This is a genomic window from Devosia sp. (genome assembly GCF_017307495.1).
Classification (GTDB): domain Bacteria; phylum Pseudomonadota; class Alphaproteobacteria; order Rhizobiales; family Devosiaceae; genus Devosia_A.
The window spans coordinates 76,984-101,691 of the sequence record NZ_JAFKHE010000021.1 but is presented as its reverse complement, the minus strand read 5'-3'; the positions used below and the strand labels follow the sequence as shown (position 1 = coordinate 101,691).

Here is a 24,708-nt window from a genome sequence, read left to right as displayed (position 1 = left end):
GGCAGGAGGCGCGTGATCCTCGACTGTGTTGGCTGAACGATGCCGGCACGGTCGTTCAATTCGCCCGAAATTCGCATCTCCGATCCCACTCCTTCTCGCAACCTCACCATTATCGCACGGCCTCCGTCGGCGGGTATGAATACTTGGAGATACTTGGATTTCCGGGGCTCCCGGCATCGGGCGGGGTGGGCGTCCGACGCTTGCGTCACAATGGCTTACCCAGTTTCGCCGCGTTGCTGCCCCGGAGATGAACGCATTCTGAACGGCTTCTGGCGCCAGGCCGGCCCTATTGGCTGGCCCAGATGATGCGGCCCATGCCCTCGATGTCCTTGACCTCGAGCACGCGCGGCGGATGCGCCGGGTTGAGCGAGTGCAGCTCCACCAGCCTGGGCGTCTGCCGGTGCAGCACCTTGACCAGCACCTCTCCATCCCGCGTGCGCACCACGACGCGATCGCCGCGGCGCATCTGCGCGGTGGGCGAAACCACGATGACGTCGCCGTCGCGATAGAGCGGCAGCATGGAGTCGCCCGAGACCTCGAGCGCATAGCTGCCGTCCTCGGGCGAAGAGGGGAAGGCAACTTCGTCCCAGCCCTGGCCCTGCGGGAAGCCGGCCGGATCGAAGAACCCGCCCGAGCCGGCCTGGCCGAGGCCGAGCAGCGGCACGAAGGCGCGCGGCGGCGACTGCGAGGCGGTCTGCACGTAGGCGCCGCCGCCGGCGAGGAAGGCATCGAACGTCTCGTTGGTCGCCTCGAGGATCTTGGCGACGCTTTCCGTCGACGGCCAGCGCTCGCGGCCGTCCTTGCTGATGCGCTTGGACTTGTTGAAGGCGGTGGCATCGAGGCCGGCAAGCCGGGCGAGGCCGGACACCGAAAGCCCGTGCCGCTCGGCGATCGCATCGATCGCGTCCCAGATGTCACGATGCGAGAGCATCCCCGGATGAGCCTCGCTGCAGAGGAAATTAGTCTCTGTTCGGAAACTTATCCTATCTAGGTGGTGCCGCGGAGTCTGTAAAGCTGGATGGGGAAGATGTGATCGGCTGCAGCGCCGCGGCACGCCACCTGCTCGCGCACGGGGAGGAGGCCGCATGGCTTCCCTCACAAGCTGAATCCCCCTAGGTTCCGGCCCGATCGACCAAGGAGTTGCCGGTGCCTGTTCCCGACCACGTCTACAAGGTTGCGAGCCGCGAGATCTACGAGGCCTCGCAGGAGGAGGGGACGTTCGTCGGCCAGCCGATCGACCTGCAGGACGGCTACATCCACTTCTCGACGGCGGCGCAGCTTGGGGAAACCATCCGGCTCTACTTCGCCGGCCTCAAGGGGCAGGTGCTGTTCGCGGTGCCGGTCGCTCCCTTCGGGGCGGCGATGAAGTGGGAAGCCTCGCGCGGCGGCGAGCTGTTCCCGCACCTGTACGCCGAGCTGCCGATGTCGAGCGTGACGCAGATGGCCGACCTCGACGTACCCGCCGACGGGATCGTAGCCCTGCCGGAGTGGGTGAAATGATCTTTTCGGGCCTGTCCCCGCTGCTGCGCCTGCCGGCCGTTTCCGGGCTGACGCGCGAGGCGCTGCTGAAGATGGACCCCGAAATCGCCCATGGCGCCACCATCGCCGCCCTGCGGCTGGGGCTTGCCCCGGAGCAGGAGGGGACGGACCCGCCCGAACTGCGGACGACGCTGTGCGGGCTCGACCTCCGCAACCCCGTCGGCATGGCCGCCGGTTTCGACAAGAATGCCGAGGTGCCCAAGCCGCTCGCCCGCATGGGCTTCGGCATGGTCGAGGTCGGCACGGTGACGCCGCGCCCGCAGCAGGGCAATCCCAAGCCGCGCCTGTTCAGGGTCACGGCCGCCGAGGGCGTGATCAACCGCATGGGCTTCAACAACGAGGGCCACGAGGCGGCCTTCGCGCGGCTCAAGGGCGCGCATGTCGGCGCCATCCTCGGCGTCAATATCGGGGCCAACAAGGATTCCGAGGATTTCGTCGCCGACTACGTGAAGGGCGTCACCCGCTTCGCCGAGGTGGCCGACTACCTGACGGTGAATATCTCCTCACCCAACACGCCGGGGCTCAGGAACCTGCAGGCCGACGAGGCGCTGGAACGGTTGCTGGCGGCAGTGCTCAAGGCGCGCTCGAAAGCCTCCGTGCGGGTGCCGGTGCTGCTCAAGATCGCCCCCGACCTCGACGAGAAGGCGCTCGACGGCATCGCGAAAGTGGTGCTGGCGACCGATCTCGACGGGCTGATCGTCTCCAACACCACGGTGAGCCGGGATCCGGTGCTGGGCATGGAGAACGCCACCGAGACCGGCGGCCTCTCGGGCAAGCCGCTGTTCAACCTCGCGACGCAGAAGCTGGCCCAGGTGCGCCAGCGCGTCGGCAACCTGCCGATCATCGGGGTGGGCGGCATCCATTCGCCCGAAAGCGCGGTGGCGAAGTTCGAAGCCGGCGCCGACGCCATCCAGCTCTACTCGGCGCTGGTGTTCGGCGGGCTGGACCTGCTCGACCGGATCAAGCGCGGGCTGGTGGCGGCGGTGCGGAGCAGGGGGCTCAGATCGGTCTCCGAGCTCAAGGGCAAGACCACGGCGGAGTGGGCGGCGGGCCGGGCCCGGCTGTAGGAATGTCACTTGCCGCGATCGCCTCCTCCCCTTTCTGGAGAAGGGAAGAAGTGCGTGGGGTTATGCTTCCGTCACCAGCTCCACCACCACGTCGGCGCGGCCCTTCGAGCGTTGCACGGTGTCGTAGTTGCCGAGGTCGACGCGCTCGACATGCTCGCGGTTGCGCTCCTCGCTGAACAGCCCGTGCTCGGCATGGCGCTTGAGCAGGCGGGCGCGCACCTTGTCGCGCGGCACGTCGATGAACACCGCCAGGTCGAGCAGCGGCTTGATCCGCCACCACGGGGCATTGGCGAGCAGCAAGTAATTGCCCTCGACGACGAGGATCTTCACCTCGGCGGGAACGATGAAGGCGTCGAGCACCACGTCCTCGATCTCGCGCGAATAGCCCGGGCCGCTGACCGGGCCGGTGGCTGATTTCAGCCCGTCGAGGAAATCGGCGAAGGCACCCCCTTCGAACGTATGCGGCGCCCCTTTGTCCCGGACCGTGCCGAGGCGCTCGAGCTTGGCGTGCAGCATGTGGAAGCCGTCCATCGGCACGTAAGCGGCGATGCCCGGACGGGCGGCGTTGAGCCGCTCCACCAGTTGCACTGCCAGCGTCGACTTGCCGACGCCCGGACCGCCGGCGAGGCCAATGGCGACGCGGCGGCCGAGCTTGGCGAGCGTCTCCGTCGATTGCGCCACCAGCCAGTCGAGCGCCGCCTCGGGGGCGAGGTGCAACACCTGCGGTTCGTTGTCGTTCATTCTTGTCCTCCGGGGAGTTGGGTAGCGGATTTCGCGCTTGCGGCCCACCCCCCTCCCAGCCTCCCCCACAAGGGGGGAGGTGTCCGGCCGGTTGCCCTTGGCGCGATCGAAGTCAGGAACTCGATCGGCCCCTCCCCCTTGATGGGGGAGGCTGGGAGGGGGTGGGGCGGCAGTCACTTGCGGCCGTGATGGCCAAACCCCATACTGCGCACAAACCGGGAACGTTCCTTGCCCCTCCGCCCAGAAATCACCGGCTGGTTCGCGTCGAAAGGCTGGGCGCCGCGGAAGCATCAGCTGAGCGTGCTCGAGGCGACCGAGGCCGGAGCGTCGGCGCTGCTGATCGCCCCGACCGGCGCCGGCAAGACGCTGGCCGGGTTCCTGCCGACGCTCAACGACCTGATCGAGAACCCCAGGGAGGGGCTGCACACGCTCTACCTGTCGCCGCTGAAGGCGCTGGCGGTCGACGTGCACCGCAACCTGACCGCCCCGATCGAGGAGATGGGCTTGCCGATCAAGGTCGAGGCGCGAACCGGTGATACCCCGTCGCATCGGCGGCAGCGCCAGCGCACTTCGCCGCCGCATATCCTGCTGACGACGCCGGAACAGCTGGCACTGCTGCTGTCGCACTCCGATGCCGACCGCATGTTCAGGGGGCTCAAGCGGGTGGTGCTCGACGAGTTGCACGCCATGGTGACGCACAAGCGCGGCGAGCTGATGTCGCTCGGGCTGGCGCGGCTGGGAACGCTGGCGCCGGGGCTGCGCATCACCGCGCTCAGCGCCACGGTGGCGCGGCCGGACCTGCTGCGCGACTGGATCGCGAGCCCGGTGCCGGACGCCGAGGCGCGGCTGCTGATCGGCGAGGGGGGAGCCAGGCCGCATATCGAGATCCTGCGCTCGGAGGAACGCATCCCGTGGGCCGGGCACTCGACTCTCTATGCTATTCCTGAACTCTACGAGGTGATCAAGGCGCACCGGACGACGCTGCTGTTCGTCAACACGCGCAGCCAGGCCGAGATGCTGTTCCAGGAGCTGTGGGCGGCGAACGACGAGCTGCTGCCCATCGCCATGCATCACGGTTCGCTGGCCGTGGAGCAGCGGCGCAAGGTCGAGGCGGCGATGGCCGAGGGGCGGTTGCGCGCCGTGGTCTGTACCTCGACGCTCGATCTTGGCATCGACTGGGGCGATGTCGATCTCGTCGTCCAGGTCGGCGCGCCCAAGGGCGCGAGCCGCATGCTGCAGCGCATCGGCCGCGCCAACCACCGGCTGGATGAGCCGTCGAAAGCGTTGTTCGTTCCCTCCAACCGCTTCGAGGTACTGGAATGCGAGGCGGCGCTCGAAGCCGTCGAGCGCAATGCGCAGGACAGCGAGGATCCGGTCTCGGGCGGTCTCGACGTGCTGGCCCAGCACGTGCTCGGCACGGCCTGCGCCATGCCGATCGCGCCCGTGGCGCTGTACGAGGAAATCGGCCGCGCCTGGCCCTATCGCGAACTGAGCTGGGAGACGTTCGAGCGCGTCGTCGATTTCGTCGCCACCGGCGGCTACGCGCTGCGCGCCTACGAGCGCTACGCCAAGCTGAGGAAGATGGAGGACGGCCGCTTCCGCATTGCCCATCCCGGCATCGCCCAGCAGTACCGCCTCAATATCGGCACCATCGTCGAGGAGCCGATGGTCAAGGTGCGGCTGGTGCGGGGCCGGGGCTTCACCCGCGGTGCCACCACCGGCCCGATCGGGCGGGGCGGGCGGGTGCTGGGGGAGATGGAGGAGTATTTCTTCACCACGCTCGCCAAGGGCGACACCTTCCTCTTCGGCTCCGAGATCGTCGCCTTCGAGGGCATGTTCGAGAACGAGGCCTATGTCAGCCGTTCGCAGGGCAAGGATCCAAAGATCCCGTCCTACATGGGCGGCAAGTTCCCGCTTTCGACCTTCCTCGCCGATGGGGTGCGCAAGCTGTTGGCGCATCCGGACGAGTGGCACCTGCTGCCCGACCAGGTGAGCGACTGGCTGCGGCTGCAGCAGGAAGCCTCGGTGCTGCCGGCGCCGGAGTCGCTGCTGGTCGAGACCTTTCCGCGCGGCGCGCAGAACTATCTCGTCTGCTACCCGTTCGAGGGGCGGCTGGCGCACCAGACGCTCGGCATGCTGCTGACCCGCCGGCTCGAACGCGCCCGGGCCCGCCCGCTTGGCTTCGTGGCGTCGGACTACGCGTTGGCGGTCTGGGGGCTGGGCGATTTCAACGCGCTGATCCGCACCGGCCGGCTGTCGCTCGACGACCTGTTCGACGAGGACATGCTGGGCGACGATCTCGAGGCCTGGCTCGACGAGAGCCAGCTGATGCGGCGCACCTTCCGCAACTGCGCCATCATCGCCGGGCTGATCGAGCGCCGGCATCCCGGCCAGAAGGAAAAGACCGGGCGGCAGATCACGGTCTCGTCCGACATTATCTACGACGTGCTCTACCAGCACGAGCCCGACCACATCCTGATCCAGGCGACGCGGCGCGATGCGGCGCGCGGACTGCTCGACATCGAGCGGCTCGGCCACATGTTGGCCCGCATCAGGCGCCACATCGTGCACAAGCCGCTCGACCGAATCTCGCCTTTGGCGGTACCGGTGATGCTCGACATCGGCAAGGTCCCGGTGATGGGCGAGGCGCGCGAAAGCACCATGGCGGAGGCCGCCGAGGAGCTGATCGCCGAGGCCATGGGCATCGGGGCCGAACAGAGGAAGCGGGCGAATTGACTTCTGCCTGGGCCATGCGGACGGCCCAAATCGACGATGAAGGCACCCCCGTGCTGCTGACTTTTGCCGGCCATGTCTTCGAGCCCCTGCCCTCGGGCGCCCTGTGGTGGGCGGCCGAGCAGGCGCTGCTGGTCGCCGACCTCCATCTCGAGAAGCTGAGTTCATACGCCAGGCGCGGCTCGCTGCTGCCGCCCTACGATACCGGCCTGACGCTCAGGCGCCTCGAGGTGGATATCGAACGCACCGGAGCGGCCGAGGTGATCGCGCTCGGCGACAGCTTCCACCGCGACGAGGGCACGACGACGCTGCTCGATGCCGACCGGCTGCAGCTTGCGAGCCTGATGGGCAGGGCGCGCTGGACCTGGATCTCGGGCAACCACGATCCCGCGCCACACGCGCTCGGCGGCGCCTGCGTGCCGGGACTCGAGCGGGCGGGACTGACGCTGACGCATGAGCCGAAGCGCGTGGATGCGCTCCCCTCCCCCCTGAGGGGAAGGGCCGGGGGTGGGGGTCCATCGCGGGCCACCGCACCACCCCCTCCCTCGATCCCTCCCCTCAAGGGGGAGGGAGGGGGAGGCCTCATCGCCGGCCACCTGCACCCCGCCGCGCATATCGCGATGAACGGCCGTTCCGTGCGGCGCCCGTGCTTCGTGCATGATGGCCGGGTAATGGTGTTGCCGGCCTACGGCGCGGCGACCGGCACGCTCAACATCCTGTCGCCGGCGTTCGTCGGGCTGCTGCACTGGCCGACGCTGGAAGTGGCGATGATCGGGCGCGGCCGGGTCTATCCGGTGAGCCCGAAGCGGCTGGTGCGGGGGTATGACGCGTGGTGAGGCCGGCGCTTCCGTATCGTTGACACGGGAGTGGATTCTGGCCGAACTGCGCGCCATGGAACCGACCCTCTATCGACAGCTGGCAGATTGCGACCGCCCGCCAGAGCCGTTCTCGCGCTACACCGTCGATACGCTGTGGACCGATCCGCATATCGGGCGGCAGATGCTCGGCTATCATCTCGATCCCGACCACGATGCCGCGTCGCGCAAGGCGACGACGATCAAGGCCACCGTCGACTGGCTGGACCGGCGCTTCGGATTGCGCGGCAAGCGCCTGCTCGACCTCGGCTGCGGTCCGGGCCTCTATGCCACCCGCATGGCGGCGCGCGGCGCTCGTGTAACCGGCCTCGACTTCTCCCCGGTGTCGATGGCCTACGCCAGGGCCAACGTCCCGGCAGGCGCCGACTTGCGCTATGTCGAGGGCAACTACCTGACCGACGCGCTACCCGGCCCGGCGGATCTCGTTACCCTGATCTACGGGGACTACTGCGCCCTGTCACCGGATCGCCGGCGGACATTGCTGGCCAGCGTTGCGGCGTCCCTGGCGCCCGACGGGCACTTCGTCCTCGACGTCTATTCGCCGGGGCAGATGGCCGCCATGGCGGAGGGGCTGGAGTTCGGCCACCGCTACATGAACGGGTTCTGGGCCGAGGAAGACTATTATGCCTTCAAGCGGACCGCGTTGTACGCCGACCGGTTGGTGAGCCTCGAGCGGTTCCTCGTCGCCAGCGCGCAGCGCAGCTTCGAGGTGTTCAACTGGATGCAGTACTTCACGCCCGACAGCATCGCCGCGGAACTGGCCGATGCCGGCTACGCCGTCGACGCGCCGGTTGAGGTGGGATCGGGCAAGCCATGGGCCGGTGGCGCAACCCCGTTCTTCGTGATCGCCCGGCGCGCGGGATCCTGAAGCCTCCTGACCGTCGACCCCTACCGCCTGAACACCACGCCGCCGAGCCAGCCGGTGAACAGCGCGAGCATGACGCAGACGAGGCCGTAGAGCAGCGGTTGCTGGCGGGAGGCCTGGCCGAGGAAGCGCTCGAAGCCGATCGTGCGCACCGAGAAGCCTTCCGACCGGTCGGCGATCAGCTCGCCGTCGCGGAAGAGGTAGGTGTGCGCCAGGTACGAGCCGGGCGGCGCATCGGAGGGCAGCGCCACCTGCGCGAAGTAGAACGTGTTGGAGCGGAAGGTGACGCCGCTCTCATTGAGCCTGAACATGCCGTTGTCCTGCATCAGGCGCACCAGTTGCGGGCCGAAGACGAGCGCATCGTACCAGCTCTCCCCCTGCCGGGCCTCGGGTTGCTTCAGCAGCGGGATCGACTTTTCGGCCAGCGTGATCGGGTTGGTGATCTCGCTCAGGCGCGCGTCGCTCAGCACCTGGTAGAACGAGGGGAAGTTTACGAACTCGACCTGCGAGGTGTTGAGCCAGATGCCGAACACATTGGTCTTGCGCCGCGCGATGCGGTTCTGCAGCGGCCCGGTGATCGTGACGACGACATGGTAGGGCCCGGTCAGCGGCTGGGTGGCGCCGGGATCCGGCTCGATGGTCCCGAACAGCGTCAGCGTCTGCCCGGCAAAGCTGGAGGTGATCGACACCGAGTCCTGGCTCACCTGCGTCACGAGCCGTTCGGCCATGGCCGGCAGGGCCGGCAGGGCGAGCAACAGGGCGAGCAGCAGCCGAACCATCAGATCACTCCCGCCGCGCCGATCACGGCGGTCGAGAACGCGTCGGTTGGCGCGATGACGAGGGTAAGGCCGAAGCGGATGGCCACCGCCAGCACGAGAATGGCGAGCAGGGCGCGCAGCTGTTCGCCGCGCAGGTACTTTCCGGCCGAGGCGCCGAACTGGGCGCCGATGGTGCCGCCGACCATCAGGCAGAAGGCGAGCAGGATATCGACGCTCTGGCTCTGCACCGCGTGCAGGATGGTGGTCGCCGCCATCATCGCCACGACCTGCAGCAGCGAGGTGCCGATCACCATCGTGGCGGGCATGCGCAGGATATAGACCAGCGCCGGCACGAGGATGAAGCCGCCACCGATGCCCAGCAGCGAGCCGACGAACCCGATGGCGACGCCGAGCACCAGCACCGGAATCACCGAGATGTAGAGCCGCGACTTCTTGAACCGCACGCGCCAGGGCAGGCCGTGGAACCAGTTGTGCTGGTTGGGCAGTTTTTCGCGCACGACGATACCCGCACGGCGCTTGAGGATGGCGCGCCCGGATTCGATCAGCATCAGCGTGCCGACGAAACCGAGGAGCAGCAGGAAGCCCAGTGAGATGACGAGATCGAGCTGGCCGGCCGCGCGCAGCACCTGGAAGGTGGCGACGCCGCCGAAGGCGCCGAGGATGCCCGAGAGCACGAGATAGAGCGACATGTGCAGGTCGATCTGTCCGCGCCGGTAGTAGCTGAGCGCCCCGGAGGTGGATGCCGCCACCACCTGGCCGGTGACCGAGGCCACCGCCACCGACGCCGGAACCCCGGAAAAGATTAGCAGCGGGGTCAGCAGGAAGCCGCCGCCGACGCCGAACAGCCCCGACAGGAACCCGACCGCGCCCCCGATCCCCACGAGGAAGAACAGGTTCATCGAAAGCTCGGCGATCGGCAGATAGACCTGCACGGGAGGCGTCCGGTGGGCTCAGGGCATTTCCGGGCTTAGCGCGTCGACGCGACGGAAATGCGACGGGTTTTCGCAAAATACCACTGACCCTTAGCAGCAAAGTGCAAAGGCGAGGTTAGCCTACCGGATGGGTCGGCAATTGCGCGCGGTCACTCCGCCGGCGAGGCGAGCCGGGTCGGCAGCAATTCGCCGACGCGGTCGAGCACCGGGTACGCCGCCGCCGCGACGATGTGGGAGTTCACCTGCTTCATGTCGCGGATCAGGTCCAGATGCAGCGCGCTCGACTGCGAGGCTGCGCTGATCCCATCCCGCATGTGCGCGAAATGGCTGGTCGTCGCCATCTGCTCGGCGCGGCGGAAGGCCAGCTTCTCCTCGGCCAGGCTGCGGGCGATGCGGGCATCCTCGGTGACGAACAGCGAAGCGGCGGTGCGCGTGTTGGCAATCAGCCGATCCAGCATCTCCACCAGCTCGGCTTCGTTGCCGGCATCGGGAAGCAGTCCGCGCTTCAGCCGCTTGCTGGCGTGGGGCAGCAGGTTGCGGTCGATGACGTCCCCTGCCTGCTCCATGTTCATCGCGAACACCAGGATCTGCTGCAGGCGATGCTGGTCGCTGTCGCTGAGATCCTCGGGGTCGAAAGCGCTCAGGTACTCCTTGATGGCGTTGTTCAGGCTGTCGAGCACGTCGTCCTTGGCGCGGGTCTCGGCGATGAGCTTGCGGTCGCCCCGCGTCAGCGCCTCCCGGGCCCCGATGAGCATGACTTCGAGGGCGTCGGCCAGCCGCAGCGCCTCGCGCGCCGCCCCGCCGATGGCGACGATCGGAGTCTCGCGGGCGGAACGGTCGAGATAGATCGGCTGGCCCGGGTGCTCGGCATCCGGACGGGCTGGCACGAGCCGCTCGGCGAGCCGGGCCAGCGGCGCGAGGAAGGGCAGGGCGACGAGGGCGAGGACAAGGTTAAAGGCGAGGTGGAACGCCGCGACCGCGGGGGCGCCCGCGAGATGGAGCCCGGCAAGCCCCTCCGCGATCGGTGCGACCAGCAGCCAGGCGAGGATGACGCCAACGACACGGTTGCCCAGGTTGACCAGGGGCAGGCGGCGGGCCACCGGGTCGCCGGCCGTTGCCCCGAGCAGGGGATTGAGGGCGCTGCCCAGGTTGGCACCCGCCACCAGCAGCAGCGCCGGCTCGATTGGAATGACCCGGCTGGCCGCGAGCGACATGACGAAGAGGACCACGGCGACGCTGGAATGGGTCGCCCATGCCGCCGCCGCGCCGAGCGCGATAGCGAGCAGCGGGGCGGTCGCGATCAGGCCCAGCATCGTCACGAGCTCTCGCGATTGCTCGAACGGCTGCAGCAGCGTCAGCATCTGGTGCAGGGCCAGGATCATCAGGCCAAGGCCGATGAAGCTGCGGCCCAGGTCATGCAGCATGGCGCTGGTGTCGCGCCGGAACAGCAGCACGCCGAGCAGGACCAGCGGCAGCGCCAGGATGGCGATGTTGAAGGAAAGCACCGTCACGATGAGGGCCGTGCCGATATTGGCCCCGAGCATGATCGCCATGGCCGGAACCAGCGGGACCAGCCCGTCGGCGGCGAAGGCGGTTGCCATCAGCCCGGTCGCGGTGCTCGATTGCAGCAGGGTCGTGACGCCGATGCCCGCCAGCAGCGCCGCCAGGCGGTTCTTGAGCGTCCTCGCCAGGAAGGTGCGAAGGCGCGGTCCGAAGGCGCGCTGCACCCCCGTCTGCACCATGTGCGTGCCCCACAGCAACAGGGCCACGGCACCAGCAATGTTGAGCATGTCAAGGATAGCGACCACAGCAGCAACTCCAGTCGATGCCCCCGCCGGCGCATGATGCACCAATAGACCCCTGGTGCAACCGTTCATTAGGCCGCGGCCGGACGTCCCGCGGCCGATACGCTAGACCGGCTGGCTGCCCAGAACGGCGAGCAGCCGCGGGTTGATCCTGCCGCTCTCGCTCATGCCGGTCTGGCGCTCGAAGCTCTTGATCGCTTCGGCGGTCTTGTCGCCGGCGACGCCGTCGGGGGTGCCGATGTCGAAGCCGAGCAGGGCGAGCGCCTTCTGCACGCCGGTGACGACGCGCGTGTCGGTGATTGGTGCGCCCGGGTCGAAAGTGTCGCTCCAGGTGCCGATCGGGGCGAAGTTGGCGACGAAGTCGATCGGCTGCGGCCTGAACGCGGCGACCTCGGCGATGAGCGCCTGCACTGTCGCCGCGTCGAGCGAGCCCGCGACGTCGTCGCGCGCCTTGGCGGCGTCCTGGTCGCCGCGATTGGCGGCGAGCGAGAACCACTTGAACGAGGCGGACAGGTCCTGCTTCACGCCCAGGCCGCGGGCATAGAGCATGCCCAGGTTGAACTGGCTGTCCTTCATGCCGCGGTTGGCGGCTTCCTCGAACCACTTGGCGGCGGCGTCGAACTGCTGCGTGCCCAGGCTGCCGCCGGCGTAGAGTGCGGCGAGGTTGTGCATGGCCATGCGGTTGCCCGCCTCGGCCGCCTGCTGGTACCACAGGCGCGCCTGCGCCATGTCCTTTTCGACGCCGCGGCCGTTCTCGTAGAGGTTGCCGAGCCGGTACTGCGCCGGCGCGAAGCCCTGGCTGGCGGCGCGCTCGTACCACATGGCGGCGGCCTTGAGGTCCTCGGGCACGGCCCGGCCTTCGGTATAGATCGCGGCGACCTCGAACTGGGCCCGCGCATCGCCGTCGGCGGCGGCATCGAGCAGCGGCGCCGGACCGACGGCAGCCGGCGGCCGCTCGACCTTCACCGGGCTCTCGAGCGCGCTCGGCAGCGGCTGGACGGCATCGCCCAGGCTGGCCGATCCGACCGGAGCAGCAGCGGCCACCTGCGTCGCAGCCGCGAAGGCCAGCGCTGGCGGAGCAGGCGTGCCGGCGACGAACTTCTGCGCCACGCCGCCATCGATCGATGACGTGGTCAGCGTGTCGAGCACCACGCGCGGCTTGCTGCTCGCATCGAAGCCCTGGGCGGCCATCGGCACCGGGGCGAGCGTGGCATCGCTCACATCCTTGCTCTGGGCCACGGGCGCGTCCGGCGCAGTCTTCATGCGCTGGTTGATCAGGTTGATGGTGAGGCAGGCCAGCGCCACGACGCTCGCCGCCAGCAGGATCGGCTGCTTGTGGCGGAGCAGGAAGCTGTCGCGCCTCGACGCGGCGTGATCGGCGGGCGGGCTGGTATCCTCGGCACCCAGGGCGACGGCGCTCGGCTCCGGCGCGACCGGCAGCACCCGCGCCGCGGCGGGCTCTTCCGGCCGCCACTGGCTCGTCGGAGGCTCGTCGCCGGCCGGCTGCCGCGCAGCCTTAGCCCTGCCGAGCAGGGAGAAGCGGCCGGGCTTCTTCTTTCCGACTGCGGGCTCGTCGGTCTCGACAAGCGCCGCGGCGGCCTTCGCGGCCCTGGCCTTGGCCCGGGGCTCGTCCGGCACGCCCGCGGGCGCATCGCTCACCGGGACGGGGGCCGTCTCCGCGGCCGTGCGGTTGGCCTGGAAGCGGGCGAAGGCGCGGCCGATCAGCGAGTTGCCGTCGACCGGCGGCAGCATGGCGGACCGCGTGGCGGTCGCCTGGCGGGCAGCACGCCGGTGCGCCTCGATGAAGGTATTGCGGTTCGGGAGCGGGCTTTCGTCCATCGCCGGCTCGGTCGGCCTGCTCCCGGCAATGTCGCGGGTGGCGACGAACACGTCCTCGTCGGGCAGGTCGAGCGTCGACGGCGGCTGGGGTGGCCGCTCGGCGAGGCTGGGGTCGAAGATCGGCTTTGGATCGCCTTCGACCGGCTGGGCGGACGGGGCCCCGGCCGTGCGCGCCGGCTTCACCGGGCCGAGCGTCGGCTCGAGGGCAGGGGTCACGCTGGTCGGCGGCGGAAACGGCCGTGCGATCAGCGGCGCATCCGCGCCGGGGGCGGCGGGCATGCTGTCGGCGGGGTCGATCGTGGTGGCGAGGCGCAGCGGCTCGTCGTCGAGCACCGGGGCAATGAACGCAATACCGGCCGCAGGCCGGGTGGCAGGCGCCGGGCCGGCCGCTGCGACCTCCGGCTGTGCCGCCGCCACAGGGGCGGGATCAGACGCCGCCTCGCGCGGCTCGAGCGAGGTTTCGAGCCGCTGCAGGCGGTCGGCGACCTCGCGGATCGTCGCCTGCAGCGCGACCGTCTCTTCGCTCGGCTCGGCGCGGGCCGCTGCCTTCACCACCTTGGCGATGCGCTTTTCGATCTCGGCATAGCCGGCCTCGTCGAGGCCCGTCGCCGGGGAAGTGCGCTTCATCGCCTCGGACGTGCGCTCGGCCACCATGTCGGCGATCGCGCCCATGTCGGGCATGTCGCCCGGTGCGGCATAGAGCTTGGCGAGACCGGTCAGCTGCTCGCCGGTCTGGTCCATGCGCGCCACGAGCTGGCGCACCTGGGCCTCGAGCTGGGCGATGCCGGGGTCGCCGGGGCGCTCGCCGACCCGGTCCGACAGCGCCTCGATCTGCGTCTCGATGGCGGCAAAGCGCGGCTCCAGCGCCAGAACGACGGTGTTGCGCAACGCCTCCATGTCGAGCTTCAGTTCGCCGACTTCGTTGCTGCGCGCCTCGATGTCGGAGATGCGGTCGTTGAGCGCGTCGATGAGCTCGATCAGCCCCTGCGGCTGCTGCGGCGCCTTGATCGCCTGCGCCACGCGCGCCAGCTCCGCCGTGATCTTCTCGATCTCGGCCGGCGGTACGGCCATGCTGCGCTCGACCGCGTCGATGCGGTCGTAGATGCCACGCAGGCCGTCCTCGATCGCCGTCATCGAGGCCTTGAGGCCGTCGTCGCGCGGGGTCTCGACCCTGTTGGCGAACTGCACCTGCAGGTCGGCGAGCCGCCCGACCGTGGCGCTCACGTCGTCGAGCCGCGCCGTCATGCCGCTGACGTCGGCGCGGTCGGCATAGTGCTTCTGCAGCTCGGCCAGCTTGGATACGGTGGCGGTGACATCGTCGAGTCGCCGGTTGAGGGCCTCGACATCCACCTTCGGGCCGTCCGCGATCAGGGTGGCGATGCCGGCGATGTGGCTCTCGAGGCGCTTGACCTGGCCGGTCTCGCCGACCGCGCCGGCCAGCAGCTCGACCACGTGGCTCAACTGGCCCATCTGGTCGGCGATCTCGCGCACGTTGGCGGTCTGGCCCCTGGCCTGCACCTTGAGCTCGCCCTCGAGCCGCTCGAGCCGCTCGGAAATGCCGCCCACCGCCTCGGCCAGTTCATCGAAGCGCGGCGCCGTCTGCGGCGCGGCCCGGGCCGCAGTGGCCGCCGGCTGGGGCTGGAAGTGGCGCGACCGGATCTGCTGGATCGCCGCCTCGAGCGTGTCGCGCGGGTTGGATTGGGTCGCCGGCTCGTCGCCGTCGCGATCGCTGAACTTGTCGATGGCGCGCTGCACCGAGCGCAGCGCCTCGCGATGCCGGGTGTCCGGCTCCACCTCGGTGACGCGATGGCGCAGGTCGCGCATCCGTTCGGCCAGGCCGTCATAGGCCGGCTCGGGACGCACCGTACGCGCCACCTGGGTCTCTACCTGGTCGAGCAGCGCCACCAGCTCGCCACGCAACTCCTGCCATTCGCCCGAGCCGGGCTGGCCGTAATCTGCCTGGTGGAACGTGGAAGTCGCGCGGGCCATCGGTCGATCCCAAGCACCTGGAACATGTGGCGCGGCCATTGGTGGCCATCGCAATCCGGTTACTCTTGGGAAAACATGGTAAAGATCACGTTAAGCCGTCTCGCATTTTGCGAATCGGAGGTATCGCGGTGCGCCGCCTTAAGTGGGATATGAAAGGCAAGACCGACTTGGTAGGTAGGGCCGCCAGGAGTTCAGGGGTTTCATGACCAAGCGACGCATCATCATCGTCGATGACCATCCGCTGTTCCGCGCCGCGCTGCGCCAGACCCTCGCCGGTGGCGATCCGTCCATCGCCGTCGAGGAAGCCGGCGACCTCAGCGAGCTGACCGCCGCGCTCGAGGCCGATCGCGACTGCGACCTGGTGCTGCTCGATCTCAACATGCCAGGTACGCGCGGCTTCTCGGGCCTCCTGCTGCTCCGTGCCCAGTATCCCGAAATCCCGGTGATGATCGTCACCGCGGTCGAGGATGGCGGCACCATCCGCCGCGCCTTCGAGCTCGGCGCCTCGGGCTACCTGCACAAATCGGTGGGCCCGGCCGACATCCGCCGCGCCATCGAGACCGTGCTGTCGGGCGAGGTCTATGTGCCGGAAGGCATGGAGTTCCCGGCCGAGGACAGCCAGAGCCAGCTGATGCGCCGGCTGGCCACGCTCACCCCCCAGCAGGTGCGCGTGCTGATGATGCTTTCCGATGGCCTGATGAACAAGCAGATCGCCTACGAGCTCTCGATCTCGGAAGCGACGGTGAAGGCGCACGTCTCAGCCATCCTGCAGAAGCTCGACGTCGACAGCCGCACCCAGGCGGTGATCGCGGCCAGCAAGATCGAGGATGGCCAGTTCGACGAGTTGTTGAGCGGGGCTTAGGGGCGGGCGGTTGCCCATCCACGGCGTCCGCTGATGAGGCGGCCAAATGAGCCGCCTGGGTCTGTTGTCGTCGGGCAGGGGCGGTATCGCTGAAGGCATTTCAAGGTGGAACTGCTCCCATCCCCGGTGTCATCCCGGCGCAGGCCGGGATCCATTTCTCCACCTGCGCCAGCTGAGCGTTGGATCCCAGCTTTCGCTGGGATGACAGCCGGTGGTGAGGCAATAGACCGGCCGGTTCAAACAAGCCGTGAAATGCTCCAGGTGGCCGGGCCACTCCCGGTCGTCATCCGCGGGCTTGACCCGCGGACCCATGGGATGGCGCGACATCGCTGGGTCCCCGGGTCTTCGCCCGGGGATGACGGTGGATAGGGGGGCGAGACCCTAAGCCTCGACGCGCTTGCGCTCCCGTTGTCCCGACAGCTGACCGATGGTGGCGCGCAGGGCGCCGGGCTTCACCGGCTTGGTGACCACCGCGATGCCGCGTTCCTCGGCGAGCGTGCGCACGGCGGCGCTGCGGTCGGCGGTGACCAGCGCCGCCGGCAGGTGCCCGCCGACATTGTGTCGCAGCCACTCGACGGCATCGAGGCCCGAGGTCTGGTCGAGGTGGTAATCCATCAGCACGAGGTCGGGCAGCCAGCCGAGCAGCAGGCCGTCCTTGTCGATGTCCTTGAGCGAGCGGGCCGAGCGCACGTCGCAGCCCCAGCCGCCGAGCAGCCCCTCCATCGCGTCGAGGATGGCGCGCTCGTTGTCGACGCAAAGGATGCGCAGGCCCGTGAGGTTCGAGACCGGCTCGCGCGCAGGCTCGAGTTCGGGCGAGATCTTCAGCGAGCGGTGGTAGGGCAGGTAGAGCGAGAAGCGCGAACCACGCCCCTCCCGGCTGTCGAGCTCCATGGTGAGCCCCAGCGCCGAGACGAGGCGCTTGACGATCGACAGCCCGAGGCCCAGCCCCTGCGCCATGCGTGCCCCGTGTTCGAGCCGGCTGAACTCGGCAAAGATCAGCGCGTGCTGGTCCTTGTTGAAGCCGATGCCGGTATCGATCACGTCGAATCGCACCCGCGCGCCGCGCAGCCGCGCACCGACCAGCACGCGGCCGCCGGGGCGCGTGTACTTGATGGCGTTGGAAACGAGGTTCTGGATGATGCGCGCCACCAGCGCCCGGTCGCCCAGCACGGCCAGCGAGGTGTCGACCAGCTTGAGCGAGATTTCCTTCTTCAGCGCCAGCGGCGCGAACTCGACGTCGATCTTCTTGAGCAGGTCGCGCACCTGGAACGGCACCGAGGCCGGTTTCAGCGCGCCCGCGTCGATGCGCGAGATGTCGAGCAGCGCCGCCATGATTTCCTCGACCGCCGACAGGGACGCCTCGATCGAATGGGCGAGCTCGTCCAGCCCGGTGCCGCCGGCCCGCTCGACCAGCGTCGAGGTATAGAGCCGGGCCGCGTTCAAGGGCTGCAGCAGGTCGTGGCTGGCGGCGGCGAAGAAGCGCGTCTTGTCGCGGTTGGCGGCATCCGCCTTGGCGCGGGCGACCTCCAGCTCGGAATTGACCTGGATGAGCGCCGCGGTGCGCTCGGCCACGCGCCCCTCGAGCGACTGGTTGATGGTCGCCAGCTCGGTTTCCGCCTGCACCCGCGCCGTCACGTCGGCAAAGCTGATGACGAGGCCGCCATCCGGCAGCCGCGACGAATGGAACTCCAGCACCTGGCCCTCTGCGCCGAGCCGCTGGCTCACCGTGGCGTGCGACTGCGTCAGTGTCTGCACCCGCTGCGCGGCGAGCGCGATGGCATCGCCGGGTCCCAGGTCGCCGCGCCGCGCCACATGCAGCGCCAGGTCATAGAGCGGGGTGCCGGGCCGCAGCAGATCCGGCGGCACGGCGAGCAGCTCGGCATAGCGTGCATTGGACGTGACGAGGCGCAGGTCGCGGTCGAAGACCGCGATGCCCTGCGGGATGAAGTCGATCGCCTGTCTCAGCGAATGGGTGGCGTCGGTCTGCGTCTCGACCATGACTTGCTCATGAACCTGGCCAGAATATCTGCCTCCCCCCGGGCCCCTGCAAGGTCGCACAAAGTCGGGGGCCGTCTGGCCGCCCGGCCGGATATGAGTTGCTTTGCCGCAGGAAAAGCGAAAAATTGAACAGTGGGCACGGCTTGGTCATCCCGCCGAAACGGCGGCGGCCCGTGCCGCACGGCAAAAGGGGAAGCAGCATGTTCAAGGAATTCCGCGACTTCGCGCTCAAGGGCAATGTCATCGACCTTGCCATCGGCGTGATCATCGGCGCCGCCTTCGGCGCCATCGTCTCCTCGATCGTTGACGACATCTTCATGCCGATCATCGGCCTAATCCTGTCGGGCATCGATTTCTCCAACCTGTTCGTCGTCATCAGCAACCCCAACAACATCCCGGTCCCGTCGGTCGCCGCCGCCAAGGCCGCGGGCGTCGCGACCCTGAACTACGGCCTGTTCATCAATGCCGTGGTGAAGTTCGCCATCATCGCCTTCGTGCTGTTCCTCGTGGTCAAGGGCATCAACCGCCTGCGCCGGAAGGAAGCCGCCGCCCCTGCCGCCCCGCCGGCGCCCACGGCCGAGGAAAAGCTGCTCATGGAAATCCGCGACGCCATCAAGTCGCAGGCCAAATGACGGCATGAGCAAGAGGCCCCCTTGCCGTCTTCCCCCGTGGACGACGGCAAGGGGCCCGGCCAATGGCGACACGCCAGCTCCGCCCGTTCCGCAGTCCTGCCCTGCGCGAGGTGGAGCGAGCGTTTATAGGATAGTTTTCCTTGACAGCAACAGGATAGGCATTTATGCCTGTCCGTGCTAAGGGCTCGCGCATACGTAGTTTCTCTAATCGGAGAGCCGCCTCAGTTATTGCATGCTGTGCGCCGATATTTCGGTGCGACCGGGGCGGGTCGAATACTGGCAAGATCAGATGGGTATTCGACGTGCCGGTTGTGCCGACGAGATTCTCGGCCGACACCAGCGCATGGTCTGCCATCGCCCTTTTGTTGCGGGAGGACGTCATGACGGAACGGTTCTACTATCCATCCTTCTTGCATCGCGACCGGCTCGTGCACATTCTCGATTCGGATGCAGAAACGTGCGAGGCGCTGAGCGTGCTGTTCCGGCTGGAGGGCTTCCAGGCCGCCTTTGCCATCGACGCGGCCAGCTTCCTTGTCGCGGCGGAGCGCCGTCCGCCCGACGTCGCGCTGGTCAACATCCACATCGGCCACGAGGACGGGTTGGCGATCCTGAGGCGCCTCAAGACCCTGCGCACCGGGACGCCGGTGTTCATCCTCGAGGACCAGCCCGAGGTCGATTCCGCCGTGCTGGCCATCAAGGCGGGGGCGGCCGACGTGTTCCCCAAGCCTATCGATTCCGAGCGCCTGGTGCGAGCCGTGCGCGATGCCCTGCGGCAGGACATCCAGGTCGGCGCCGTCGACCGCGACGGTCGGCGCAATGTCGAGGTCCGCGGCTTCGACCAGTTGACCCCGCGCGAGCGCGAAGTGCTGCAACTGATCACCAATGGCCAGTCCAACAAGGAGGCTGGCCGCGAGCTCGGCATCTCGCCGCGCACCATCGAGGTGCATCGCGCCCGCGTGATGGAAAAGCTCGGCGCCCGCAATACTGCCGACCTGATGCGGATCGTGCTGACGAGCTGAGCATGTGGCGCATTTAACGGCCGAATTGAGCCGCAGTCATCGCCGTAAGGCACTCTGCTGCCCCAGCATAGGCTGTCATCCCTGCGCAAGCAGGGATCCAAGCCACCGCCCGCGCCAGCTCTGAGTTGGATCCCTGCTTGCACAGGGATGACAGCCGGCGGGAAGGCGGCAGCGTTTCAGGCAGACGGTGAAACGTTCCAGCGGACGACCTGAAGCGCTCCCGCCAGTCCGGCATGTCGTTCCGGCGCGGTGGCCGCTGCCCGGCCGCATCCGAGGCTCAGGCAGGAGGTGGATGGCTCAGGCCGCCGGACTGCTGCCCGCGACCTGTCGCAGCCAGGCTTCGGCGCGCTCGATCTCGCCGGGCTTGAGTGGGCCCTCGGCGCCCTCGACGAGGAAATCGCCGTGCGGCTCCACCACCTCGTAGCCGCGGTGGCGCAGGCCCTCGGCAATGCGGTTGGCCGCGTAGCCTCCGACCTGGATCACCCAGCGCAGCGGAGCCGGCTGGATATGGTCGGGATCGAGGCGGGTGTCGAAGGCTGCGGCACGGGTGGTGCCCGTGGCGAGGCTCGCGGTGAACTCGGCAATCGCCGGAGTCGGCGCAAATCCACGCGTCGGCGAGCCGATCACCAGCAGGTCGAATGCCGCGGGATCGAGCGAATGGGCGTCGCGCACCGGCAACATGGTGACCTCGCCCAGACTGTGGGCCGACCGACCGATCGCCTCGGCGATGTGCGCAGTGTTGCCGAACACGCTGTCGTAGATGATGGCGATCCGCATCGGCGCCTCCGCACTGTCCCGGTCACTGCAGACTGGCAGCTATGGGAGGACGTGGCTTGATCGGGATCAAACCGCCGGTCAGCCGCCGGCGGAGGTCAGCGTCAGGTCGCCGCTCACCAGCTTGTCGGCGCTGACCTGCGCCACCGGGCGCTCGCGCGGCAGCTCGAGGCTGGCCCACACGCTCACCAGCGCATGGCGCAGCTCGATGATCATCTCGTCCGTGTGCAGCGGGGTAGGCGTGATGCGCAGCCGCTCGGTGCCCTTGGGCACGGTGGGGTAGTTGATCGGCTGGATATAGATGTTGTGCTTGTCGAGCAGCATGTCGCTCGCCGCCTTGCACAGGCGCGCGTCGCCGACGATCACCGGCACGATATGCGTGTCGGTCTTGAGCACCGGCAGGCCGGCATCGGCGAGGATGTCCTTGGTCAGCTGCGCCTGGCGCTGCTGGCCGGCGCGCTCGATGTCGGACGACTTGAGATGTTCGATCGAGGCGCGCGCCGCCGCGCACAGCGCCGGGGGCAGGGCGGTGGTGAAGATGAACTCGGGCGCATAGGAGCGCACCGCATCGATGATGGCGCGGTTGGCGGCGATGTAGCCACCCATGACGCCAAAGCCCTTGGCCAGCGTGCCCTCGATGATGTCGATCCGGCCCATCAGGTTCTCGCGATCGGCAATGCCGCCGCCGCGCGGACCGTACATGCCGACGGCATGCACTTCATCGATATAGGTGAGCGCGCCGAACTCCTCGGCGAGGTCGCAGATCTCCTTGATCGGCGCGACGTCGCCGTCCATCGAGTAGACTGACTCGAAGGCGATCAGCTTGGGGCGCTTCCGGTCGACCGAGGCGAGCAGCTCCCGCAGGTGCGCGACGTCGTTGTGGCGGAAGATCTTCTTTTCCACGCCCGACTGGCGCACGCCCTGGATCATCGAGGCGTGGTTGAGCTGGTCGGAGAAGATCACGCAGTCGGGCAGGAGCCGCGCCAGGGTCGAGATCGCCGCCTCGTTGGACACGAACCCCGAGGTGAACACGAGCGCCGCTTCCTTGCGGTGCAGGTCGGCGAGCGAACGCTCGAGCTCGACCAGCGGCCGGTTGGTGCCCGAAATGTTCCGGGTGCCGCCGGCGCCGACGCCGAGCTTGGCGGCCGTATCCTGCATGGCGGCGATGGTCACCGGATGCTGGCCCATCCCCAGGTAGTCGTTGGAACACCAGATGGTGATCTCGCGCTGGTTATCGGAGGCGTCCCGGTAGATGGCGCGCGGAAACCGGCCGGCGATCCGCTCGAGATCGGCGAAGACGCGGTACCGCTTCTCCTGCCGCAGCGTGTCGACAGCATCCTCGAAAAACCCGCGATAATCCATAAGTTCCACTCTGATGCGCAGGCACCGCGCCTGCTGGCGACCTCATATGGCGAGCGATAGCTAGTCCCGCCCAATGGCCATTGACATAGGTCAATTCGACGCGCGGCCACGCAATACAACCCATTGGCGCACCTGCGGCTCGGCCGCGAACCTTGGAACCATCCTAAACAATGCCGGGGCCGCTGCCAATCGGACACCGTCGTGATCAAGGGGGCGGCTCGCCATGCGGCTCGTTCAGAATGGGTTCAGCCGGCCCGTGCCAGTGCCTCGCCGCGAGTTAACGCCAGCCGCGCCTTTCCGTTGACCCAGCTTGGGCGAACGCTAGTATCGACGCAACGGGATGAGGGGATCCGGCATGAAGAGCTTTTCGTCGTCCAGCTTCGCCAACGACCATGCAGAACTGCTGGACCTGGCCCTCGCGGCCGTCAGCAAGCATCCGCAGGCGCTGTTCACCGATTTCCAGTGGTTCCTCTACGAGGCGCGTGACACGGTGTTCTTCACCGCCGCGTCCCGCAACAGCTTCACCAAGGAAAGCCTGGGCAACCTCGTCGCCGACATGGTGGCGCTGGCCCCGCAGCTGACGCACGGCTTCGTTGGCGCCCGGCCCGGCCAGCCCTTCCCCAGCCACCTGCTTGAGGCCATCACCCATGTCGAGCTGGTCGACGAGTTCGACGGCTATCCCGACAACTGGCTTGGCAAGTCCGAGGACATCTTCGTCCGCGACGACCTGCCGCTGTTCCGCGTCTCCGCCCTGGTGCGCCGGGGTGGTCCGGATGCCGAGGGCCGCGCTTCGATGATCCAGGTGCGCTCCAGCCACGCCCTGCTCGAGGGCTCCGATTCGGCTTTGCTCACCCGCTCGGCCTCGGCCAGCCATGGCGTGATGAGCGACAAGTCCAACAAGGTCGGGCTGAAGTCGCGCCTCGCCGGCAAGCTGCGCGGCTGGTCGATGACCTGGACCTACGTGATCCTCGCCAACCTGCTGTCGCCGGCCGAAAAGCCCTGGGGCTTCAAGACGCTGGCGCTGAAGCGCCACCGCCTGCGCCTGCTCGCCAACAAGCTGGGCGTGCGCCAGCGCTCGCTGATGTTCGCGCTCGTCACCTATGCCCTCAACGGCGAGGGCGCCGAAAAACACATGTCCAGGAAGGTGATCGGCGCCGCCTACACCATGCTCGACGGCCGCCGCAACGACGCCGACGACGATTTCTTCCGTGTCCGTGCGCTGCAGGCCAAGTTCAAGGTGAAGGACGACTTCGTCGCGTTCGCGCGGGAGATCGACGAGACCGTCGCCCACATCGAGCAGAAGGACATCACCAGGTTCCAGGTGATGATGAACTCCATGTTCAAGACCCTGCGTGGGCTGAACAGGTTCTGGAAGGGGCTGCCGGGCAAGCGCTTCTGGCGCTTCAACGGCGGCATGCACATCGTGCTGACGCTGGTGCCGCCGCACCGCACCTACGGTCCGATGACGCATGGCCTGATGGAGCCCATCTACTGCGGCGCCTGGCACCCGGCCGCCAACATCTGCACCTTCTGCCCCGGCCGCGAATACGTCACGCTGAACTTCTCGATGGAGCAGCGGCTGCTGCCCAACGTCGACAAGATCGAGGCGCTGCTGGCCAAGGTCGAGGCGATGGACGTCGCGCCGACGGGCCGGGCCGTCGTTGAGGACGAGGGTCTGTAGGGCCGCCTGGCCCGTCCCCGCATCGCGTCTCTCGACGGCATCAGCCCCGCGCTTGACGGGATTCCGGTTCCGGCCGGCCCGGCAACGGGGAGTCCCCCGGTCCCGCTTGCGCGGGAGTGCTCGGTTCTCGGGGCCCGACCTGCTCCTACTTCAGCCCTGCCACTTCCAGCACCACCATGTCGTGGTCGGACAGCACCTCGCCATCGGGCGCCACCGATGTCACGATGCGGCTCGACGTCACTTCCACGCCGCGCGTCAGGAACCAGTCGAGTTTCCAGGTACCGCGCGGATTGCGGCTGACACGGCTCGGTCGCGTGGTCATCTGCCCGATCGGGCCGCCATGCCGCTCGAAGCCCCGGTCCGAGGCGTGCGCGAACAGCGTTTCCTTCTCGAAGTCGCCATTGTCGGCGAGGCCGGTGTTGAGATCGCCGCCGATGATCACCGGAATGTCGCCGGCCAGCTGGTCGATCGCGTCGATCAGTCCGCGCACCTGCGTCTCGCGATAGGTCGCGTCGCCACGGTTCTCGAGATGTACCGACACGGCGTAGAGCGGCCCGGCCTCGGTCATGACGGCCGCCGCGATGGCGCAGCGGGTGCCGATGCGCTTCGCCGGCGTCTCGGGCGTGAACCAGTGGCCATGCGCCTCGAGCCGGATCATCACCGGCGCCTGCAGCGACGTATGGGCCAGCAGCGCATTGCCGTGGAAGCCGTGGCGGTTGAAATCGTCGGTGCAGAACTCCAGCTCGACCTCGGCGCCCAGTTCGAGTTCGAGGAATTCGACGCCGAAAGCGTAGTTCATGCCCAGCTCCGCGGCGACGTCGCGGGAGGTGTGGCGCTGGCCAGTCCGCGCCATGCCGTTGTCCACTTCGGAGAGCAGCACGAGACCGGCGCCCTGCTCGGCGATCCGCGCCGCCGACTTCTCAACCGCATAGCAGCGCTCGAGGTTCCAGGTGGCCACCGTGAGGGGGAAGGCGAGGGGGGCGCCGGGCACGGTCGCCGGTGCCTCGACGCGCTGCAGGCAGGCGAGGCCTGCCAGCGCCGCCGCGTGGTTGGCCTCGGTGCGTTCAAGGGTCGCCAGCCGGTCGCGTTCCTGCTGCGGCGGTCCCGAGAGCGCGGCGGTCTGGGCGGGTTTGACGAGGTCGAGGGACATTGTGGCGATCTACTGCTGGCGTGGCGATGAGGCGACTGCCTAGCGGCGCTGCATGTCGTTCGGGTG

The 24,708-nt window shown here is 68.3% G+C and carries 19 protein-coding genes; 9 read left to right on the top strand and 10 right to left on the bottom strand.

Annotated elements, in window-relative coordinates:
- Positions 1-286: 286 nt before the first annotated feature.
- Positions 287-931, bottom strand: coding sequence for a helix-turn-helix transcriptional regulator (locus J0I99_RS13815; protein WP_291391384.1), 645 nt, complete (start codon positions 929-931; stop codon positions 287-289).
- A gap of 215 nt (positions 932-1,146) precedes the next feature.
- On the opposite strand from J0I99_RS13815, the gene J0I99_RS13810 reads away from it, so the two are divergent.
- On the top strand, positions 1,147-1,500 hold the full coding sequence (locus J0I99_RS13810) for a DUF952 domain-containing protein (RefSeq protein ID WP_291398295.1): 354 nt from the start codon (positions 1,147-1,149) through the stop codon (positions 1,498-1,500).
- Positions 1,497-2,606 carry a quinone-dependent dihydroorotate dehydrogenase gene (locus J0I99_RS13805; protein ID WP_291398294.1) on the top strand — a complete coding sequence of 370 codons (1,110 nt, stop codon included), beginning with the start codon at positions 1,497-1,499 and terminating at the stop codon, positions 2,604-2,606. Before J0I99_RS13810 ends, J0I99_RS13805 begins: the two co-directional genes overlap by 4 nt.
- A 60-nt stretch (positions 2,607-2,666) precedes the next feature.
- Here J0I99_RS13805 and J0I99_RS13800 read toward each other — a convergent pair whose 3' ends face one another.
- On the bottom strand, positions 2,667-3,347 hold the full coding sequence (locus J0I99_RS13800; protein WP_291398293.1) for a nucleoside/nucleotide kinase family protein: 681 nt from the start codon (positions 3,345-3,347) through the stop codon (positions 2,667-2,669).
- 228 nt (positions 3,348-3,575) lie between these two features.
- Here J0I99_RS13800 and J0I99_RS13795 point away from each other — a divergent pair, with 228 nt between their 5' ends.
- Genes J0I99_RS13795 through J0I99_RS13785 form a run of 3 tightly spaced genes read left to right on the top strand, consistent with a single transcriptional unit; the run spans position 3,576 to position 7,823 of the window.
- Positions 3,576-6,083, top strand: a complete 2,508-nt coding sequence (locus J0I99_RS13795; RefSeq protein ID WP_291398292.1) for a ligase-associated DNA damage response DEXH box helicase — start codon at positions 3,576-3,578, stop codon at positions 6,081-6,083.
- On the top strand, positions 6,080-6,916 hold the full coding sequence (locus tag J0I99_RS13790) for a metallophosphoesterase (protein WP_291398291.1): 837 nt from the start codon (positions 6,080-6,082) through the stop codon (positions 6,914-6,916). Before J0I99_RS13795 ends, J0I99_RS13790 begins: the two co-directional genes overlap by 4 nt.
- Positions 6,917-6,971: 55 nt before the next feature.
- A complete protein-coding gene (locus J0I99_RS13785) occupies positions 6,972-7,823 on the top strand; it encodes a bifunctional 2-polyprenyl-6-hydroxyphenol methylase/3-demethylubiquinol 3-O-methyltransferase UbiG (protein WP_291398290.1) in 852 nt (283 codons plus the stop codon).
- A gap of 20 nt (positions 7,824-7,843) precedes the next feature.
- Here J0I99_RS13785 and J0I99_RS13780 read toward each other — a convergent pair whose 3' ends face one another.
- The 4 genes from J0I99_RS13780 to J0I99_RS13765 all read right to left on the bottom strand — a co-directional run bounded on the left by J0I99_RS13780 (position 7,844) and on the right by J0I99_RS13765 (position 15,164).
- A complete protein-coding gene (locus J0I99_RS13780; protein WP_291390596.1) occupies positions 7,844-8,599 on the bottom strand; it encodes a TIGR02186 family protein in 756 nt (251 codons plus the stop codon).
- Entirely contained in the window at positions 8,599-9,531 is a 933-nt protein-coding gene (locus tag J0I99_RS13775; protein WP_291390597.1) for a sulfite exporter TauE/SafE family protein, read from the bottom strand. Before J0I99_RS13775 ends, J0I99_RS13780 begins: the two co-directional genes overlap by 1 nt.
- 149 nt (positions 9,532-9,680) lie before the next feature.
- Positions 9,681-11,339: a Na/Pi cotransporter family protein gene (locus J0I99_RS13770; protein ID WP_291398289.1), complete on the bottom strand. Its 1,659-nt coding sequence runs from the start codon at positions 11,337-11,339 to the stop codon at positions 9,681-9,683.
- A gap of 102 nt (positions 11,340-11,441) precedes the next feature.
- Positions 11,442-15,164: a peptidoglycan-binding protein gene (locus J0I99_RS13765; RefSeq protein WP_291398288.1), complete on the bottom strand. Its 3,723-nt coding sequence runs from the start codon at positions 15,162-15,164 to the stop codon at positions 11,442-11,444.
- 202 nt (positions 15,165-15,366) lie between these two features.
- Between J0I99_RS13765 and J0I99_RS13760 the strand changes: the two genes are divergently transcribed.
- Entirely contained in the window at positions 15,367-16,026 is a 660-nt protein-coding gene (locus tag J0I99_RS13760) for a response regulator transcription factor (protein WP_291393035.1), read from the top strand.
- Between the two features lie 381 nt (positions 16,027-16,407).
- Here J0I99_RS13760 and J0I99_RS13755 read toward each other — a convergent pair whose 3' ends face one another.
- Positions 16,408-18,024 (bottom strand): PAS-domain containing protein, encoded by a 1,617-nt coding sequence (locus tag J0I99_RS13755; protein ID WP_291393033.1) that lies wholly within the window; start codon positions 18,022-18,024, stop codon positions 16,408-16,410.
- 200 nt (positions 18,025-18,224) lie between these two features.
- On the opposite strand from J0I99_RS13755, the gene mscL reads away from it, so the two are divergent.
- Together mscL and J0I99_RS13745 are read left to right on the top strand one after the other, a co-directional pair.
- Complete coding sequence (gene mscL, locus J0I99_RS13750; RefSeq protein WP_291393031.1) at positions 18,225-18,656, top strand: large conductance mechanosensitive channel protein MscL; 432 nt, start codon at positions 18,225-18,227, stop codon at positions 18,654-18,656.
- Positions 18,657-19,036: 380 nt separating this feature from the next.
- Positions 19,037-19,675: a LuxR C-terminal-related transcriptional regulator gene (locus J0I99_RS13745; protein ID WP_291393020.1), complete on the top strand. Its 639-nt coding sequence runs from the start codon at positions 19,037-19,039 to the stop codon at positions 19,673-19,675.
- A gap of 297 nt (positions 19,676-19,972) precedes the next feature.
- On the opposite strand, the gene J0I99_RS13740 is transcribed toward J0I99_RS13745, so the two are convergent.
- On the bottom strand, positions 19,973-20,452 hold the full coding sequence (locus J0I99_RS13740; protein WP_291398287.1) for a flavodoxin family protein: 480 nt from the start codon (positions 20,450-20,452) through the stop codon (positions 19,973-19,975).
- A gap of 78 nt (positions 20,453-20,530) precedes the next feature.
- Positions 20,531-21,811, bottom strand: coding sequence for a 5-aminolevulinate synthase (gene hemA, locus J0I99_RS13735; RefSeq protein ID WP_291398286.1), 1,281 nt, complete (start codon positions 21,809-21,811; stop codon positions 20,531-20,533).
- A 355-nt stretch (positions 21,812-22,166) separates the two neighbouring features.
- Here hemA and J0I99_RS13730 point away from each other — a divergent pair, with 355 nt between their 5' ends.
- A complete protein-coding gene (locus J0I99_RS13730) occupies positions 22,167-23,492 on the top strand; it encodes a hypothetical protein (protein ID WP_291393015.1) in 1,326 nt (441 codons plus the stop codon).
- Positions 23,493-23,637: 145 nt separating this feature from the next.
- Here J0I99_RS13730 and J0I99_RS13725 read toward each other — a convergent pair whose 3' ends face one another.
- Positions 23,638-24,642, bottom strand: coding sequence for an endonuclease/exonuclease/phosphatase family protein (locus J0I99_RS13725; RefSeq protein WP_291398285.1), 1,005 nt, complete (start codon positions 24,640-24,642; stop codon positions 23,638-23,640).
- Positions 24,643-24,708 lie beyond the last annotated feature (66 nt).

What these genes read in the sequence shown, in the direction of transcription:
- J0I99_RS13815 (WP_291391384.1), bottom strand. Translation starts at nt 931, where the DNA reads ATGCTCTCGCATCGTGACATCTGGGACGCGATCGATGCGATCGCCGAG.
- J0I99_RS13805 (WP_291398294.1), top strand. Translation starts at nt 1,497, where the DNA reads ATGATCTTTTCGGGCCTGTCCCCGCTGCTGCGCCTGCCGGCCGTTTCC.
- J0I99_RS13800 (WP_291398293.1), bottom strand. Translation starts at nt 3,347, where the DNA reads ATGAACGACAACGAACCGCAGGTGTTGCACCTCGCCCCCGAGGCGGCG.
- J0I99_RS13785 (WP_291398290.1), top strand. Translation starts at nt 6,972, where the DNA reads ATGGAACCGACCCTCTATCGACAGCTGGCAGATTGCGACCGCCCGCCA.
- J0I99_RS13780 (WP_291390596.1), bottom strand. Translation starts at nt 8,599, where the DNA reads ATGGTTCGGCTGCTGCTCGCCCTGTTGCTCGCCCTGCCGGCCCTGCCG.
- J0I99_RS13765 (WP_291398288.1), bottom strand. Translation starts at nt 15,164, where the DNA reads ATGGCCCGCGCGACTTCCACGTTCCACCAGGCAGATTACGGCCAGCCC.
- J0I99_RS13760 (WP_291393035.1), top strand. Translation starts at nt 15,367, where the DNA reads ATGACCAAGCGACGCATCATCATCGTCGATGACCATCCGCTGTTCCGC.
- J0I99_RS13755 (WP_291393033.1), bottom strand. Translation starts at nt 18,024, where the DNA reads ATGGTCGAGACGCAGACCGACGCCACCCATTCGCTGAGACAGGCGATC.
- mscL (WP_291393031.1), top strand. Translation starts at nt 18,225, where the DNA reads ATGTTCAAGGAATTCCGCGACTTCGCGCTCAAGGGCAATGTCATCGAC.
- J0I99_RS13745 (WP_291393020.1), top strand. Translation starts at nt 19,037, where the DNA reads ATGACGGAACGGTTCTACTATCCATCCTTCTTGCATCGCGACCGGCTC.
- J0I99_RS13740 (WP_291398287.1), bottom strand. Translation starts at nt 20,452, where the DNA reads ATGCGGATCGCCATCATCTACGACAGCGTGTTCGGCAACACTGCGCAC.
- hemA (WP_291398286.1), bottom strand. Translation starts at nt 21,811, where the DNA reads ATGGATTATCGCGGGTTTTTCGAGGATGCTGTCGACACGCTGCGGCAG.
- J0I99_RS13730 (WP_291393015.1), top strand. Translation starts at nt 22,167, where the DNA reads ATGAAGAGCTTTTCGTCGTCCAGCTTCGCCAACGACCATGCAGAACTG.
- J0I99_RS13725 (WP_291398285.1), bottom strand. Translation starts at nt 24,642, where the DNA reads ATGTCCCTCGACCTCGTCAAACCCGCCCAGACCGCCGCGCTCTCGGGA.